11 protein-coding genes are annotated in these 15350 nt (G+C 74.8%); 10 read left to right on the plus strand and 1 reads right to left on the minus strand.

Annotated features, from left to right (window positions below; translation table 11 throughout):
• Positions 1 to 117: 117 nt before the first annotated feature.
• From OG904_RS17410 to OG904_RS17450, 9 genes are all read left to right on the plus strand, one after another.
• The gene (locus OG904_RS17410; protein WP_405491932.1) at positions 118 to 1236 is read left to right on the plus strand and encodes a DUF3344 domain-containing protein; all 1119 of its coding nucleotides are present in this window, start codon (positions 118 to 120) and stop codon (positions 1234 to 1236) included.
• A 91-nt stretch (positions 1237 to 1327) separates the two neighbouring features.
• The gene (locus OG904_RS17415; protein WP_405491934.1) at positions 1328 to 2500 is read left to right on the plus strand and encodes a glycosyltransferase; all 1173 of its coding nucleotides are present in this window, start codon (positions 1328 to 1330) and stop codon (positions 2498 to 2500) included.
• Positions 2497 to 4053, plus strand: coding sequence for an exopolysaccharide biosynthesis polyprenyl glycosylphosphotransferase (locus OG904_RS17420; protein WP_405491936.1), 1557 nt, complete (start codon positions 2497 to 2499; stop codon positions 4051 to 4053). Before OG904_RS17415 ends, OG904_RS17420 begins: the two co-directional genes overlap by 4 nt.
• 2 nt (positions 4054 to 4055) lie before the next feature.
• Complete coding sequence (locus OG904_RS17425; RefSeq protein WP_405491938.1) at positions 4056 to 5573, plus strand: O-antigen ligase family protein; 1518 nt, start codon at positions 4056 to 4058, stop codon at positions 5571 to 5573.
• Positions 5570 to 7936 (plus strand): murein biosynthesis integral membrane protein MurJ, encoded by a 2367-nt coding sequence (gene murJ, locus OG904_RS17430; protein ID WP_405491940.1) that lies wholly within the window; start codon positions 5570 to 5572, stop codon positions 7934 to 7936. Before OG904_RS17425 ends, murJ begins: the two co-directional genes overlap by 4 nt.
• Complete coding sequence (locus OG904_RS17435; protein WP_405491942.1) at positions 7926 to 8702, plus strand: polysaccharide deacetylase family protein; 777 nt, start codon at positions 7926 to 7928, stop codon at positions 8700 to 8702. The genes murJ and OG904_RS17435 overlap by 11 nt, the downstream gene beginning before the upstream one ends.
• The gene (locus OG904_RS17440) at positions 8699 to 10120 is read left to right on the plus strand and encodes a glycosyltransferase (protein WP_405491944.1); all 1422 of its coding nucleotides are present in this window, start codon (positions 8699 to 8701) and stop codon (positions 10118 to 10120) included. The genes OG904_RS17435 and OG904_RS17440 overlap by 4 nt, the downstream gene beginning before the upstream one ends.
• 34 nt (positions 10121 to 10154) lie before the next feature.
• Positions 10155 to 10862, plus strand: coding sequence for a lipopolysaccharide biosynthesis protein (locus OG904_RS17445; RefSeq protein WP_405491946.1), 708 nt, complete (start codon positions 10155 to 10157; stop codon positions 10860 to 10862).
• Positions 10859 to 12001, plus strand: coding sequence for a GNAT family N-acetyltransferase (locus OG904_RS17450; RefSeq protein ID WP_405491948.1), 1143 nt, complete (start codon positions 10859 to 10861; stop codon positions 11999 to 12001). Before OG904_RS17445 ends, OG904_RS17450 begins: the two co-directional genes overlap by 4 nt.
• A gap of 50 nt (positions 12002 to 12051) precedes the next feature.
• On the opposite strand, the gene OG904_RS17455 is transcribed toward OG904_RS17450, so the two are convergent.
• On the minus strand, positions 12052 to 13659 hold the full coding sequence (locus tag OG904_RS17455) for a glycosyl hydrolase (RefSeq protein ID WP_405491950.1): 1608 nt from the start codon (positions 13657 to 13659) through the stop codon (positions 12052 to 12054).
• A gap of 294 nt (positions 13660 to 13953) precedes the next feature.
• On the opposite strand from OG904_RS17455, the gene OG904_RS17460 reads away from it, so the two are divergent.
• Complete coding sequence (locus OG904_RS17460; protein WP_405491952.1) at positions 13954 to 15255, plus strand: ATP-grasp domain-containing protein; 1302 nt, start codon at positions 13954 to 13956, stop codon at positions 15253 to 15255.
• The last annotated feature ends 95 nt before the right edge of the window (positions 15256 to 15350 follow it).

Here is a 15350-nt window from a genome sequence, read left to right on the forward strand (position 1 = left end):
AGGGTGCGTGCTATCGCCCAAAAGGCCGTATGAGCGAGTCCGGCGTGATTTCCCCCCTGATTTCTGACAAAGTTCACTCCTGTTTTGTCCCCTTGATCGAAAAATGGAGACGGGGTCATGGGTTCCTCCCGCAGAATCCTCGGCACGCTCGGCCTGCTGTCCTGCCTCACGCTTTCGGTGAACGTGCCCGTGGCGGGCGCGGCGGCCCCACCGGGCCTGGGCGCTCCGCTGATCAGGGAAGCCCCCAGGGTTCCCTTCACCCAGCGTTATCAGGCCGTGCAGCACGGCGGCCTGGTCCGGGCCTCGAACTCGTCCATCGGCTGCCGCGCACAGGAGGCCGAGCAGGCCGAGCCGTGCGCCGAGGTCAACAAGGGTGCGGCGGGCACCAACGGCGACTACGAGATGTTCTACGACGAGGTCGACAAGGACCCGGACACCTACAACTCCACCCGGGCCGAGCTCAAGGTCCCGCAGGGCGCGAAGGTCTCGTACGCCCGGCTGTACTGGGGCGGGAACCTGCGGGTCGGCGAGCAGAAGCCGCCGGAGGACAACGGCCGGGTGCTCCTCGCCGAGCCGGGCGGCGCGTACAAGGAAGTGCTGGCCGACACGGTGGTCGGGCACCGCAGCGACGCGGGCAGCGATGCCTACCAGGCCTCCGCCGACGTCACCCCGCTGGTCCGCAAGGGCGGCGCCGGCATGTGGACGGTGGCCCAGCTGAACATCGCCATGGGGCACTCGGCCACGGGGGCCTGGGGCGGCTGGACGCTGGTGGTGGCCTACGAGCACCCGCAGGAGCCGGTGCGCAGGGTCTCGATCTGGGACGGGTTCGAGGGCCTGGCGGCGGGAGCCGGCGAGGCGGCGGGCGAGACGGTGGAGATCGCCGGTCTGGACGCGGCGCCCGGGGCCCAGGGGCGGGCCGGGGTGGTCGGGTACGACGGGGACCGCGGGACGCTCGGGGACTCACTCACGGTGACCGCCGACAGCGGGCGCCGGATCGATCTCAGTGACGGAGAAAATCCTTTTAATGATGTTATGAATTCCACGATCACGGAATTCGGGCATCCCCCGTTCGTGCGACAGCCCGAACATATGAATAACCTCGGATATGACGCGGATGTGTTCGATCTGAGCCCCGCACTGTCCGGTGGTGCCCACAGTCTGACCTTCAGGTTCACAGGCGAAAGCCAGGGTCATTTCCTCGGTGTGCTCTTCGTTCAGACAGACGCGCGCCGCTGAACGCAGGAGACCACTCCACGTGCCGACACAACCTACTTCTCCTCCCTCTCCTTCACCTTCCGGGCCTTCCCCCTCCGGGCCCTCCTCACCGGTGCCCGGCCGGGCACCGGTGGTCCTCCACCTCGTCCAGCCGGTCGACGGCGGGGTCGCCCGCGTCGTCGTCGACCTCGTCCGCGCCCAGTCCGCCGCCGGACTGCGCACCGTCGTCGGCTGCCCGCGCGGCGGACAGCTCGCGGCGGCCGCCCGGGAGGCCGGGGCCGAGGTGCTCACCTGGCGTGCCGGACGGGCCCCCGGACCGGGCCTGGCCGCCGAAGTCCTCGGCGCGCGCCGCCTGATCGGACGGGTCCGCCCCGACGTCCTGCACGCCCACAGCGCCAAGGCCGGTCTCGCCGGACGGCTCGCCGTGCGCGGAACCATCCCGACCGTCTTCCAGCCGCACGCCTGGTCCTTCGACGCCGTGGGCGGGGCCACCGCCGCGCTCGCCCTGCGCTGGGAGCGGTTCGGGGCGCGTTGGGCCGACCGGGTGCTCTGCGTCAGCGAGGCCGAACGCCGCACCGGCGAGTCCGAGGGCATCGACGCCCGCTGGTCGGTGATCCGCAACGGAGTCGACCTCGGTCACTTCCGCCCCGCCGACCCGGACCCCGTCAAGGACAAGGCCCGGGCGCGCGCCGAACTGCCCCTGCCCGCCGCCTTCCAGGGCGACGGGCCGCTCGCCGTCTGCGTCGGCCGGCTCTGCCAGCAGAAGGGCCAGGACATCCTGCTGCGGGCCTGGTCGGAGCTGCTCGGCGCCGTACCCGGAGCCCGCCTCGTGCTGGTCGGTGACGGCCCCGATACGGAGCGGCTGCGCCGTGCGGCCCCGCCCGGAGTCCACTTCGCGGGGGCCGCCTTCGACATCCGACCGTGGCTTCGGGCCGCCGATCTCGTTGTACTGCCGTCGCGGTGGGAAGGAATGGCGCTCGCCCCGCTCGAAGCGATGGCCTGTGGCCGGCCGGTGCTGGTCTCCGACGTCAGTGGTGCCCGGGAGAGCCTCCCGCCCGGTCAGGGGCGGCTGTGCCTGGTGGAACCGGAGGACCCGACGGCGCTGGCCAAGGCCCTCGGCGGGCTGCTCGCCGAGCCGCGGCTGCTCGCCGAACTCGGGGAGCAGGCAGGGCGGCACGCGCGGATGGAATTCGACGTGCGGCGCACCACGGACGCGGTCACCGGTCTGTATCACGAACTGCTGGGCAGGCCCCGGCCCTTGAACCAGGAGCGCATCAGCCGATGACGATGGACAGCGCACCCGCCCGGCACACCGGGCAGGGCGGCACGGGGCCCGCCGCAGGCACCGGCACCACCAGTACGAGTACCGCCGGCGCCGCCGGCATCGGCGCCGGCGGCACCACCGCCGTCCGCCGCTCCGTGACCGCCATCCACCCGCCGCGCGGGCCCAAGGCCGACCAGGCCCGCTCCGCCGTCCGGCCCAAACGGGTCCGGCGCCGCGACGGGGTCACCCCGCTGCTGACCGCCGACGCGCTGGCCGTGGTCGTGACGGCCGCAGCGGTGCCCGGACTGGAACTGCCGGTCGAGGCGGCCCTGCCGCTGGCCGCGGTGCTGGCCGGGCTGCACGCGCGGGCCGGGCTGTACCGGCCCCGGCTCGCCCCCTCCGCGCTCCTGGAGCTGCCCGCCCTCGCGGGACGGGGTGCCGTGCTGTGGTGCGCCGTCGCCGCCGTGCTGGCCGCCGCCGCCCCGGGCGAGGCCCTGAGCTGGGGCGCGCTGCTCGGCGCCGTCTGCCTCCAGGTCGTACTGGCCTGCGCGGGACGGGGCTTGGTCAACCAGCTCCGCCGTCGCACCCGCACCCGCCGCCCGGCTTCGGCCCTGGTCGTCGGCCCCGGCGCCGGGGCGAGCGCGGTGGCCGCCGCCCTGCACGGGCGGCCCGAGTACGGGCTGCTGCCCGTCGGGCTCGCCGATACCGGAGCCGTCGCGGACGGGGCCGGGGGGGTGCCCGTACTCGCCACCCACGAGGACATCCGGCGCGCCGTCATCCAGAACTCCGTCCGCCACGCCGTCTTCACCCGCCCGCCCGAGGCCGACGAGCGCACCGCCTCCCTGGTCCGGCTCTTCCACGACCACGGCTGCCGGCTCTGGCTCGCCGACGCGGCGGGCACCGCCAAGGTCACCGGGATGCGCGTCGCCGAGCCCGCCGACCAGCTGTGGGGCTACGCCGTCCAGCCGCTGCTGCCGCGCCCGGCCCGCCCGCTGGAGCGCTACGCGAAGCGCGCCATCGACTCCCTGCTCGCCTCGGCCGCGCTGCTCGCCGCCGCGCCCGTGATGGGCGTCTGCGCGCTCGCCGTACGGGTCTCCGACGGGCCGGGGGTGATCTTCCGGCAGGAGCGGGTCGGCCTCTACGGGCGCCCCTTCACCCTGCTGAAGTTCCGTACCCTGCGCGCCGACGCGCACGAGTCCGCGACCCGGTGGACGGTGGCCGGCGACTGCCGGATGAGCCCGGTCGGCTCCTTCCTGCGCAAGTCCTCGCTGGACGAGCTGCCGCAGCTGTGGAACGTCGTCCGGGGTGACATGAGCCTGGTCGGCCCGCGTCCCGAACGGCCCTTCTTCGTCGCCAAGTTCAGCAGCGTCCACCCCGGGTACGAGGCCCGCCACCGGATGCCGGTCGGCATCACCGGACTCGCCCAGATCAACGGCCTGCGCGGGGACACCTCCATCGAGGACCGGGCCCGCTTCGACAACCACTACATCGACACCTGGTCGCTGTGGCAGGACCTGTGGATCCTGGCCCGCACCGCGGCCTCCTTCTTCCGCTTCCGGCTTGGGGGCAGCTGAGCATGAGCCTTGCCGCACCGACGTCCTGGGCACGCCCGGACACCGCCGATCTGCTGAGCCGGCACTGGCCGCTGCTTCCGCTCGCCGCGACCGTACTGGCCCTGCTGGCCCCGCTGCCGGCGGGTGACGCGACCGCCTCCGGGAAGGTCGGCCCGGCCGACGCCGCCTCGCTGCTGCTCGTCCTCGTCTGCGGGATCCAGGCCCTGCGGGGCCGGGTGCGGACGCTGACCCCGCTCGGGGCGTTCGTCCTGGGCCTGCCCGCCGTCGGGCTCGCCGTCTCGACGGTGACCGCGGGGGACCCGTACGCGGCCCTGCCCGGGTTCGTGCGCTACCTCCAGGTGTTCGTGCTGGTCCCGGCGGCGATCGTGCTGCTGGTGCGCGACGCCTCGGAGTTCCGGCTGGCCGCCGGCTGCTTCGTGGTGCTGGCACTGGTCCAGGGCGCGGTGGGCGTGGTGCAGTTCGCCACCCACACCGGAGCCTCGTACCAGGGCGAGGACATCCGCGCCGTGGGCACCTTCGGCCCCGGTGACGTCATGGGCATGGCCACGGTGGTCGCCTACGGCCTGGTCGTCGCGACGGCCGCCGCGCTCGCGCCGGGACTTCCGGCGCGGGTGCGGCGGGCGGCGGGGGCGGCCGCCCTGCTGCTGGTGATCCCGCTGGTGCTGTCGTTCAGCCGGGGCGCGTGGATCGCGACCTTCGCCGCGGCCGGGCTGGTCATGGCCATGGCCGGGATCCGGCGGGCCCTGAAGGTACTGCTCGCGCTGGCCGCCACGGGCGTGGTGCTCGTGGGCGGACTGGGCGTCGGCTCCGAGATGGTCGCGGAGCGGCTGACCTCGATCACGCAGGTGTCCGACGCCCCCGACCAGTCGGTGACCGACCGCTACACGATGTGGGCCGCGGCCGAATCGATGTGGCGCGAGCGACCGGTGGTGGGGGTGGGGCTGAAGGGCTTCCCGGCCAACCGGGACTCGCACTCCGGACTGGCGCTGTCCTCGGGCAGCGACACCGCGGGCGCGGGGCAGGCGTACATCCGCCAGCCGCTGCTGTCCCCGCACAACATGTACCTGCTGGTGCTCAGCGAGCAGGGGCTGACCGGTCTGGTCGCCCTGGCGGGCGGCTGGCTGGCGCTGCTGGTCGCGGGCCTGCGCAGGTGCCTGGCCGGAGGGCCGGCGCTGCGGGACTGCGGACTGGTCGCGACCGGCCTGTTCGTATGGCAGCTGACCGACTTCCTCTACGCCGACATCGGCGGCCCTTCGACCGTCCTGACCGGAGTGATCATCGGCCTGGCGGCCTGGTGGGCGCTGCCCTCCGCGGGCCGCGCGGGTGCGGGTGCGGGTGCCTCCGGCGGTGGACCGGTCGGGCTCGCCCGGGCCGGGGCGGCTGCTTCGGACCGAGGGCCCGGTGCGGGTGCCTCCGGCGGTGGTCCGGGTGGGCCCGGGCCGGCCGGGGCGGCCGCCCCGGGGCACGGGCCGGGCCCCGTTGCCGGGGCAGTGGCCCCTGAGGGTGCGGCCGGCCGGTGACGGACACGACGCCCTGGCGGCGGCCCGCAGCCGCGGCGACCGAGGTCGCCGCGGCTGCGGGCCGCCCGCCGCATCCGGCCGACGGCCCCGCGGCGCCCGGCGCGGGCGCACCCGCCGCGCGCCCCGTCGCGCCGGGCTCCGCCGGGGACCAGGCCTTCGCCGTGGGGTCCGGTGCGGCCGGGGGCGGCGCCACTCCCGGTCCCGGTCCGGGGTCCGGTCCCGGTCCGGGGTCCGGTACGGGTCCGGGCCGCGCGGGCACGCCGGGCACCGGGTACACGGGCGTACCCGAGGCCGCCGGGCCCACCGGGCCCGGTGCGGCCGGGGGCCCGGGGTTCGTGGCGGCCGGCGGCCGGGACGTCCTCAGGACGGGCACCGCCGGGCCCGGGGCTGCCGGCTTCGCCGCGCCCGTGTCCGCCGACTCCGCCGTGCCCCTACCTGCCGGCTCCGCCGTGCCCGTACCCGCTGGTTCCGCCGTGCCCGTGCCCGTGCCCGCCGGCTCCGCCGTGCCTCAACCTGCCGGCGCCACCGTTCCCGTGCCCGCCGGCGCCGGGCGCAGCGTTCCTCAGGCCGGGTCCCAGACCGGGGTGCTTCCCGGGGCGGATCACCGGCCGGGCCGCGGTGCGTACCGGGAGCCGGAGGGACGCGGACCGGCCCGGGGCCGGAGCCGGGTCGCCGTGGCGGGCGGCCCCGGCCGGGGCAAGAGGCCGCCGGGCCCGGGTCCCGCGCAGGCTCCGGCGAGCGGCGGCACGGGCAGCGCCCTGGCCAAGGCGGCCGCCGTGACCGCCGGGCTGACCGCCGCCGGGGCGGTGTTCGGGCTGGTCCGGGACCAGACCATCGCGCACCTCTTCGGCGCCGGGCACGACAGCGACGCCTTCCTCATCTCCTGGACCGTCCCCGAGATGGCCTCGACGCTGCTCATCGAGGACGCCATGGCCCTGCTGATGGTGCCCGCGTTCAGCCACGCCCTGGCCCGCCGGGCCGCCAGCCGCGCCGGGCTCACCCGCAAGGAGGCCCGCGCCCAGGACCCCGTACGGCTCCTCGTCGGGGCGACGCTGCCCCGGCTGGCCGTGCTGCTGGCCGCCGTGGCCTCCGTACTCATCGTCGCCGCGCCGCTCGTCGTGGGCGTGCTCGCCCCCGGGCTGCCGGATCCCGGACTCGCCATCGAATGCACCCGGATGACCGCACTGACCGTGCTGTCCTTCGGGGTCGCCGGGTACTTCAGCGCCGCCCTCAGGGCACACCGCTCCTTCGTGCCCCCCGCCGCCATCTACGTGTCGTACAACGTGGGCATCATCGGGACGATGGTCGCCCTGCACGCCCTGTGGGGGGTGCGCGCCGCCGCGGCCGGGGTCGCCGTCGGCGGGGTGCTGATGGCACTGGTCCAGCTGCCCGCCTTCATCCGCAACGTCGGCTTCGGCCCGACCCGCGCCAAGGGCGCACCGCGCAGCCAGCGCGACCGGGACCGGCCGACCCTGATCGCCTTCGGGGTCATCGCCCCGGTGATCTTCTTCGCCGTCTTCCGGCAGTCCCAGGTCCTGGTCGAACGGTTCCTCGCCGCCTCGCTGCCGCCCGGCGCCATCTCGCACCTCAACTACGCCCAAAAAGTCGCGCAGATGCCGATGGTGCTCTCCCTGATGATCTGCACCGTCACCTTCCCCGTCGTCGCCCAGGCCATGGCCGGTGGGGAGCGGGAGAAGGCCCGGCGGCGGGTCGAACAGGACCTCGCGCTGGCCTCGCTCGCCGTCCTCATGGGCACCGCGCTCGTCATCGGCTACGCACCCCAGATCATCCAGGTCCTCTTCGAACGCGGGGCGTTCACCCACGCCGACACCGAGGCCACCGCCTCCGTCATGCGGGTCTACGGCCTCGGCCTGCTCGGCCACTGCCTCGTCGGGGCGCTGTCGCGGCCCTTCTTCTCCACGGCCCGGCCCACCTGGTTCCCGGCGCTCGCGATGGGCGCCGGGCTCCTCGTCAACATCGTCGCCGGGGCCTTCGCCGTCGGCTGGTGGGGCACCTACGGGATCGCCGCCGCCAACGCCGCCGGCATCTCCACCACCGCCGTGCTTCTGCTCACCGGGCTCGGCTCGCGGATCATCGCCATCCAGGTCCGGCGGGTCGCCGTCAGCATCGGCCGGCTCTCCGTCGCGGCCGTCGCCGCCTGCGCCACGGGCTGGATCGCCGGGCCGATGATCCCCGACCCGCTGGTCAGCGCCGTACTCGGCTGCCTGCTCGTCCCGGCCATGTTCGGGGCCACCGGCATGGCCATACGGGCCCTGGAGGTCACCGCCCTGCCGGGCCAGCTCGCCCAGCTCACCGCTCACCTCACCTCCCAGCTCACCCAGAGGTTCCGCAATGTCCGCTGACACCGAAACGGCGCCCGCCGCCGCGGTGGTTCCCACCCGCCGCGGCACGTCGCCGTGGGTCCTGATGTACCACTCCGTCGTCGAGTTCACCGATCCCGCCGAGGACCCGTACGGCATCACCGTCACCCCGCACGCGCTGGAGGCCCAGCTGCTGTGGCTGCGCTCCCGGGGACTGCGCGGGGTGTCCGTCGGCGAACTGCTGCGGGCCCGCGCCGCCGGGCGCGGGGCCGGGCTGGTCGGCCTGACCTTCGACGACGGCTACACCGACTTCCTGACCCGCGCGCTGCCGCTGCTGCGCCGCTACGGCTGCACCGCCACCCTCTTCGTCCTGCCCGGGCGGCTCGGCGTGGACAACGTCTGGGACCCGCTCGGCCCCCGCAAGCCCCTCCTCACCGCCGAGGGCATCCGCGAAGTCGCCGCGGCAGGACAGGAGATCGGCTCGCACGGGCTGCTCCACCAGGACCTCACCGTGGCCCCCGACGACGTGCTCCAGCAGGAGCTGCGGGGCAGCCGGGAGCTGATCCGGGAGCTGACCGGGACACTGCCCGCCGGATTCTGCTACCCGTACGGGCACCTCGACGCCCGGGTCGTCGCCGCGACCCGGAACGCCGGCTACGGCTACGCCTGCGCCATCGCCCCCGGGCGACTCGCCGGACCGCACGCGATGCCCCGTACGCACATCAGCCAGGCCGACGGCGGACCGCGCCTGTGGATCAAGCAGGCACGCCACCAGGTGCGCGAGCTGCGGCGGGCGGTGCTGCTGTGACCGCGGACAAGGTGCTGCACATCATCACCGGCCTGGGCGTCGGCGGCGCGGAGCAGCAACTGCGGCTGCTGCTGCGGCACATGCCGATGCGTTGCGACGTCCTGACGCTGACCAACCCCGGCCCGGTCGCCGAGGGACTGCGCGCGGACGGGGTCCGGGTCGTCCACCTCGGGATGCACGGCAACCGCGACCTGGGCGCGCTCCCGAAGCTGGCCCGGTTCATCCGGCGCGGCGGGTACGACCTGGTCCACACGCACCTGTACCGGGCCTGCGTGTACGGGCGGCTCGCGGCCCGGCTCGCCGGCGTACGGACCAGCGTGGCCACCGAACACTCCCTGGGGGAGGGCGAGATCGAGGGCCGGCCGCTGTCGGGCGGGGTACGCGCCCTGTACCTGGCGAGCGAACGGCTGGGAGCCGCGACCGTGGCGGTGTCGGACACCGTGGCGGCCCGGCTGGAGGCCTGGGGCGTGCCGGCCGGGCGGGTGCACGTGGTGCCGAACGGGATCGAGGCCGTGCGGTTCCGCTTCGACGAGGGCGTACGGCGGGCCACGCGGGCCCGGACCGGACTGCCCGAGCGGGCCTTCGTGGTCGGCGGGGTCGGCCGGCTGGTGCCGGGCAAGCGCTTCGACGTACTGGTGCGTGCGGTGGCCGCGCTGCCGGGCGCGCACCTGCTGCTGGCCGGGGACGGACCGGAGCGCGCCGCGCTGCGCCGGCTGGCCGCCGAGCTGGGCGCACAGAGCCGGATCCACCTGCTCGGGGAGCGGGACCCGCTGGGTGACAGCGCGGACGGGCGCACGCCCGGGATCCCGGCGCTGCTCGCCGCGATGGACGTCTTCGTGTCCCCTTCGCGGGAGGAGGCGTTCGGGCTGGCGGTGGTCGAAGCGCTGGCGGCCGGGCTGCCGGTGCTGCACGTCACGTGCCCCGCGATCGACGACCTCCCGGCGGCCCAGGCCCCCGGGGCGCGGCGGATCGGCCCGGGCACGGAGGAGCTGGTCGCGGCGGTGCGCGGGCACATGGAGGCGGGCGCCACGCGGCTGCCGCCGCCGGCGGTCGTGCGGCGCTACGACATCGCGCGGAGTGCGGCGCAGCTGCTCTCCGTCTACGACCTCGCGATGGCCAGCGCTCCGGCCCGCGCCCGGGGTGCCGTCCCCGCCCCGGCGGGGTCCCGCTCCGGGTCGGGTCGCCAGGGTGCGGCGCCGTCGCCGGGGGCCGGCCCCCGGACCCCCGCGCCTCAAACGCCGGCGGGGCTGGATTCCGGGGCTGCGTCCCGGACCCCGGCGGCTCAATCGCCGGCGGGGCTGGATTCCGGGGCCGGGCCCCGGACGCCGGCGGCTCAATCGCCGGTGGGGCTGGATTCCGGGGCTGCGTCCCGGACGCCCGCTGATCCGACCCCCTCGGGTCCCCGTGCAGGGGCCTGAACCAATCACCCGTCACAGAGATAGAGGCACGCACATGGCTGACACCGCCGATCAGAAGAAGAAGTCCACCCACCGCCGCCGGGTACGGCTGCTGCCGCCCCCCGCGTGGTGGCCGTTGCCCGCCGCCGCGGTGCTGGGGCTGGCCGCGGGTGGGGCGTACGGGGTGCTCAAGGCGCCCGAGTACGCCGCCACCAGCTACGTCGTCGCCGTTCCCGACGACACCACCGAGCCGGCCACCGCGCTGGGCTTCGCCCAGGCCTACGCCCGCATCGCCACCAGCAGTTCGACCCTCGCGTACGCCCAGCCCCGGGCGGGCATCGCCGTGGCGCAGCTGCGCACGCAGGTCCGTGCCGAGACCTCCCCCGAATCCCCGATGATCGCCATCACCGGGACCGCGAAGAGCGCGGGCGAGGCCGCCGACATCGCGAACGCCGTCGCCGACGCCCTGTCGCTCAGCAGCAACCAGGCCGCCAAGAACACCGGAGTGCAGCTGCTCCTCTTCAACCAGGCCGTCGCGCCCACCGCCCCCGCCTCGGCGTCCGCCCCCCTCAGCGGAGCGGTCGGCCTGTGCGCCGGCGGGCTGCTGGGCGGGCTGTGGATGCTGGCGCGGCCCGCGGCGCGCCGCCGGGGCGAGCCGGACGGGCAGACGGTGGACTCCGGGGCCGTCGCCGCACCGGAGTTCGCCTCGCTGCCCGCGCAGGGTGACCACAGCGAGACCAAGGAGAAGGAGTCCGTTCGATGACGTCGGGCTCCGCCGGGGCCCTGTCGGTGACGCTGTGCCGCGATCCCCGGCAGTTCGCCGCGCTGGAGGAGCCGTGGAACCGGCTCGTCCGCGGCTGTCCCACCGCAACCCCGTTCCAGAGCCACGCCTGGCTGCACTCCTGGTGGCTGTCGTACGGCAAGGACGGCCGGCTCCGGATCGTCCTCGTGCGGCGCGGGGAGGAACTGGTCGGCGCGGCCGCGCTGATGCTCGTACACCGGCCGCTGCCGCTGCTCGTGCCGCTCGGCGGGGGCATCACCGACTACTTCGACGTGCTCGTGGCCGGGGAGTACGCCGACCAGGTCGTCCCGGCACTGGCCAACGGCCTGCACCGGGCCGCCCGGGGCGCGGTCGTCGACCTGCGCGAGGTCCGGCCGGGGGCCGCCGCCGAGGCGGTGTACGCGGCCTGGCCCGGCATCGGCAGCAAGCTGGCCGACTCCACCTGCATGGAGCTGCCGGCCATGCCCTTCGACGAGCTGGTCAAGCGGATGCCGGCCTCCGGCGCGCAGCGGGTGCGGGCCAAGCTCCGCAAGACCGACGCGGCCGGGATCGAGGAGCACGAGGTCACCGAGCAGGAAGTGCCGCGGGCGGTACGGACGCTGCTGCGGCTGCACGAGAAGCAGTGGCGCGGGCGCGGGGTGACCCCCGAACACCTCAAGCCGCGCTTCGCCGAGCACCTGACCCGGGCCACCCGGCGGATGGTGCGGGCGGGTGAGGGACGGCTCGCGGAGTTCCGGCTCGACGGGAAGGTGGTGGCGGCCAACCTCACGCTGCTGTCGGGCGCGCTCAGCGGCGGCTACCTCTACGGCGCCGATCCGGACCTGCGCGAGCGGAAGGTGGACGTGGCCACGCTGCTGCTGCGCTACGAGACCACCCGGGCGCTCGCCGAAGGCCGCCCGGTGGTGAGCTTCCTGCGCGGCAGCGAACCGTACAAGAACCACTGGCGGCCGGAGACGGTCGTCAACCAGCGCCTCCTGATGGCCACGGCCGCGCTCGCGCCCCTGCTGCGACTGCACGAGTCGCAGGTGACGGGGCGCGGGCGGGCGGTGGACGTACTGCGGGAGGCGTTGCCGGCCGCCAGGGACTGGCGGGCGCGGCTCAACGAACTGCGAGTGCGATGACGCGTTCTGACGTGCTGGACGGGTTGGACGGGCTGGACTGGCTGGACTGGCTAGAAGGGCCAGAAGCCGGAGTCCTGGCCCCAGTCGACCTTGACGCAGACCGCCTGCTTGCCGACCAGCTTGGAGAGCCACTCGCCGAAGTTGAGCGGGATGCACCACTCCTTGCTGTTGACGGGCGGTGTGATCGGCGGGGTCGGCTGGGGCGGCGGGGTCGGCTCGGGCGTCGGCTTCGGGACGACCGGGCTGACCGGGCTGACCCCGGGGCTCGGCGCGACCGGGACCTCCGGGCTCGGCGCGACCGGGACCTCCGGGGTGGGCGCGACCGGGACCTCCGGGGTGGGCGCGACCGGGACCTCCGGGGTGGGCGCGACCGGGACCTCCGGGCTCGGTGCGACGGGGACTTCGGGGGTGGGTGCGACCGGGACCTCGGGGGTGGGTGCGACCGGGACCGCTGGGCTCGGTGCGACGGGGACCTCCGGGATCGGTGCCACCGGGACCTCGGGGCTGGGTACCTCCGGGATCGGGATCGGCGGGATCGGCGGGATCGGGGGCACCACGGGTACCACCGGCGTCGGGATCTCCGGTGTGGGGATCGGCGGGGTCGGGATCACGGGCGTGGGGATCACGGGAGTGGGCACCACGGGGGGTGTCGGGACGACCGGCGTCGGGATCACCGGGCCGGGCTTCTGCGGCGTCAGCGCGTCGCGGAAGGCCTTCGCCGAGGCCGGGTTCTGCTTGCACTGCCAGACGCCGTGCGGACAGTAGTCGGTGATGGTGTGGTAGAGCGGCTTCTGCTTCTCGATCCACTGGAGCATGCGCCGCACGTACTCCGGGTTGTCCCCGTTGCGGAACAGCCCCCACTCCGGGTACGAGATCTCCTTGCCGTGTGCCTTCGCGAAGTCGACGTGCTGCTGGAGCCCGTACGGCTGGCTGATCTGGTCGTCGAAGGTCCGGCCGGGACCCTGGTCGTACGAATCCATGCCGACGACGTCGACCACGTCGTCACCCGGGTAGCACTTGGTCCAGCCGATCGCGTCGGTGCCGCGGTTCGGGGTGAAATCGAACTTGAACTTCTGGCCGGGCACGGAGCGCATCGTGTTGACGACGCGCTTCCAGTAGGCCTTCCAGTTCTCCGGATCGGGCCCGCAGCGGTGGGTGTACGTGTCCCCGTTCATCTCCCAGCCCAGGACGATCACCGTGTCCGGGACGCCCAGCGCCACCAGCCGTTCGGCGAGCTTCTTGAAGTGCCGGTCGTACTGGCCCTCCGCGCCCGCCCGGATCAGCTGGGCCACCTGGTAGTCGGGGACCCGGGCCTCGTTGCGCTCCTGCATGGGCACGTTGAGGACGAACATCCGGTCGTCCCGCTCCTGGCGCCACTCGGCCCAGTCCTCGAGGAAATCGACGTTGCCCTCGATGCCGGCCCACTGGTCACCGGGCAGATAGGTGTGCCCGACCCGGATCTCCTTGCCGCCCAGCCAGCGCGACAGGTACGGGATCCGTGCGACTCCCGGAGGCCCGTAGTCGAGGTAGGCGCCCATGGCGATGTCGGAGCCCCCGCCCTGGTCCGCGGGGGCCGCGAGGGCGGCCCCGGTGGCGAGCAGTCCGGCCGTGACCGTGCCGATGCAGGTACTCGCCAGTCGGCGACGTGGTCTGGGCATGGCGTCTCCCGAGCTTTCCTGAATCGGTGTGCTTACCAAAGACGTTAGGCATCACATCTGACGAATGGCCTGTCCGGTGACACTCGCGTAGGCCATTCGCACCTGCGCATCCCCCTCGCTTGGTCCGACTAGGTGAAAGACACCGTTCCCATGCACGCGCATCCCAGCCAACTGCCCGCAGTTCTGCTCAGACTCGATCGGAATCCGTTCCACCACGGAACCCTCGGCGCCGTCAGATCCCTTGGGCGCGTGGGCGTGGAGGTCCATGCCGTCGTCGAGGCCGGGGGAGGTCCCATGGGGCGTTCGCGCTACCTGCGTGCCGTGCATCCCGGGCCCTCGGGCGGCGTGGACCCGGAGGCGCCCGAGGCGCTGCTGGAGTGCCTGACCGGGGTCTCCGAGCGGATCGGCCGCCCGGCCGTGCTCATCGCCATGGACGATCTGAGCGCGATCGCGGTCTCCCGGATCGCACCGATGCTGACGGACCGTTTCCGGATCCCCCATCAGCCCGACGACCTGCCCGCCCGGGTCGCGGACAAGGCCGAGCTGTCGCGGCTGTGCGCCCGGTGGGACGTACCGCACCCGGAGACCGTGATCCCGGCGAGCGGGTCCGAGGCGGCGGAGGCCGCCTGGCGGCTGGGGCTGCCGGTGATCGCCAAGTGGAGCCGGCCGTGGCTGCTGCCGCCGGGCGGGGACCTGCGCAGCACCACCCTGGTCCACGCGGCCGCCGAGGCGCGGCGGCTCTACGAGCGGTCGGCGGAGGCGGGCAGCAGGCTGCTGCTCCAGCGGTTCCTGCCGGCCGGGCCGGACACCGACTGGTTCTTCCACGGCGCGTTCGCCCGCGACGGGCACCCGCTGATCACCGGGTCCGGGCGCAAGGAGCTGTCCTGGCCGGTGCGGACGGGACTGACGGCGGTCGGGCGGTGGCTGCCGGATCCGGCGGTGGAGGAGGCGGGGCTGCGCCTGGCCGAACGGCTCGGCTACCAGGGGATCCTGGACCTGGACTTCCGCCGGGACGAGCGGGGCGTCTTCCGGCTGGTGGACTTCAACCCCCGTCCCGGAGCGCAGTTCAGGCTCTTCACGGACGCGAGCGGCCTGGACGTGGTCCAGGCGATGTACCTGGACCTGACGGGCCAGCGGGTCCCGGAGCCGTCCGGCGGCCCGGGCCGGGTCTTCGTGGCGGAGAACTACGCCCTGCTCGCGGCGGTACGCGGCCGCTCGGTCCCGCGCCGCGCCGCGGCCCCGGCTCCGGCCCCGGGAGCGGGCGCGGGAGCGGAGGCGGACCGGTCCGTACGGACGGCTCCGCGCGGGGAGCGGGGGCGGGTGGAGCGCGGGCGGGTGGAGGCCGCGTGGTTCGCCGCCGACGACCTGATGCCGTTCCTGGCGATGCTCGGCGCCTTCCTGGGGCGGGGCGCGGACAAGGCCGGGCGGGTGCTGCGCGGGGTTCCCGCGCACGGGCGCCGCACGGCCCGGGCGGTGGTCCGCACCCCGCGCCAGCGCGGCCGGGAGCAGGGTCCGCCCGCAGCGTCGGGCGGACCGGCCTCCCGGCCGGCCCCGCCGGAGGCCCCGGCGGAACCGGACGAGCTGGTGACCCGGTGAGCGGGTGAGCCGGTGGCCCGGTGGCCCGGTGAGCCGGTGAGCCGGTGCCCCGGTGACCCGGTGAGGTGCTGAAGCCGGCGACCCGGACCGGGCGT

The sequence above is a fragment of the Streptomyces sp. NBC_00096 genome, from assembly GCF_045041305.1.
Taxonomy (GTDB): domain Bacteria; phylum Actinomycetota; class Actinomycetes; order Streptomycetales; family Streptomycetaceae; genus Streptomyces.

Coding starts and splice junctions, on each gene's coding strand:
- OG904_RS17455 (WP_405491950.1), bottom strand. CDS start 13,659: ATGCCCAGACCACGTCGCCGACTGGCGAGTACCTGCATCGGCACGGTC.
- OG904_RS17445 (WP_405491946.1), top strand. CDS start 10,155: ATGGCTGACACCGCCGATCAGAAGAAGAAGTCCACCCACCGCCGCCGG.
- OG904_RS17410 (WP_405491932.1), top strand. CDS start 118: ATGGGTTCCTCCCGCAGAATCCTCGGCACGCTCGGCCTGCTGTCCTGC.
- OG904_RS17425 (WP_405491938.1), top strand. CDS start 4,056: ATGAGCCTTGCCGCACCGACGTCCTGGGCACGCCCGGACACCGCCGAT.
- OG904_RS17460 (WP_405491952.1), top strand. CDS start 13,954: ATGGGGCGTTCGCGCTACCTGCGTGCCGTGCATCCCGGGCCCTCGGGC.
- OG904_RS17450 (WP_405491948.1), top strand. CDS start 10,859: ATGACGTCGGGCTCCGCCGGGGCCCTGTCGGTGACGCTGTGCCGCGAT.
- OG904_RS17435 (WP_405491942.1), top strand. CDS start 7,926: ATGTCCGCTGACACCGAAACGGCGCCCGCCGCCGCGGTGGTTCCCACC.
- OG904_RS17420 (WP_405491936.1), top strand. CDS start 2,497: ATGACGATGGACAGCGCACCCGCCCGGCACACCGGGCAGGGCGGCACG.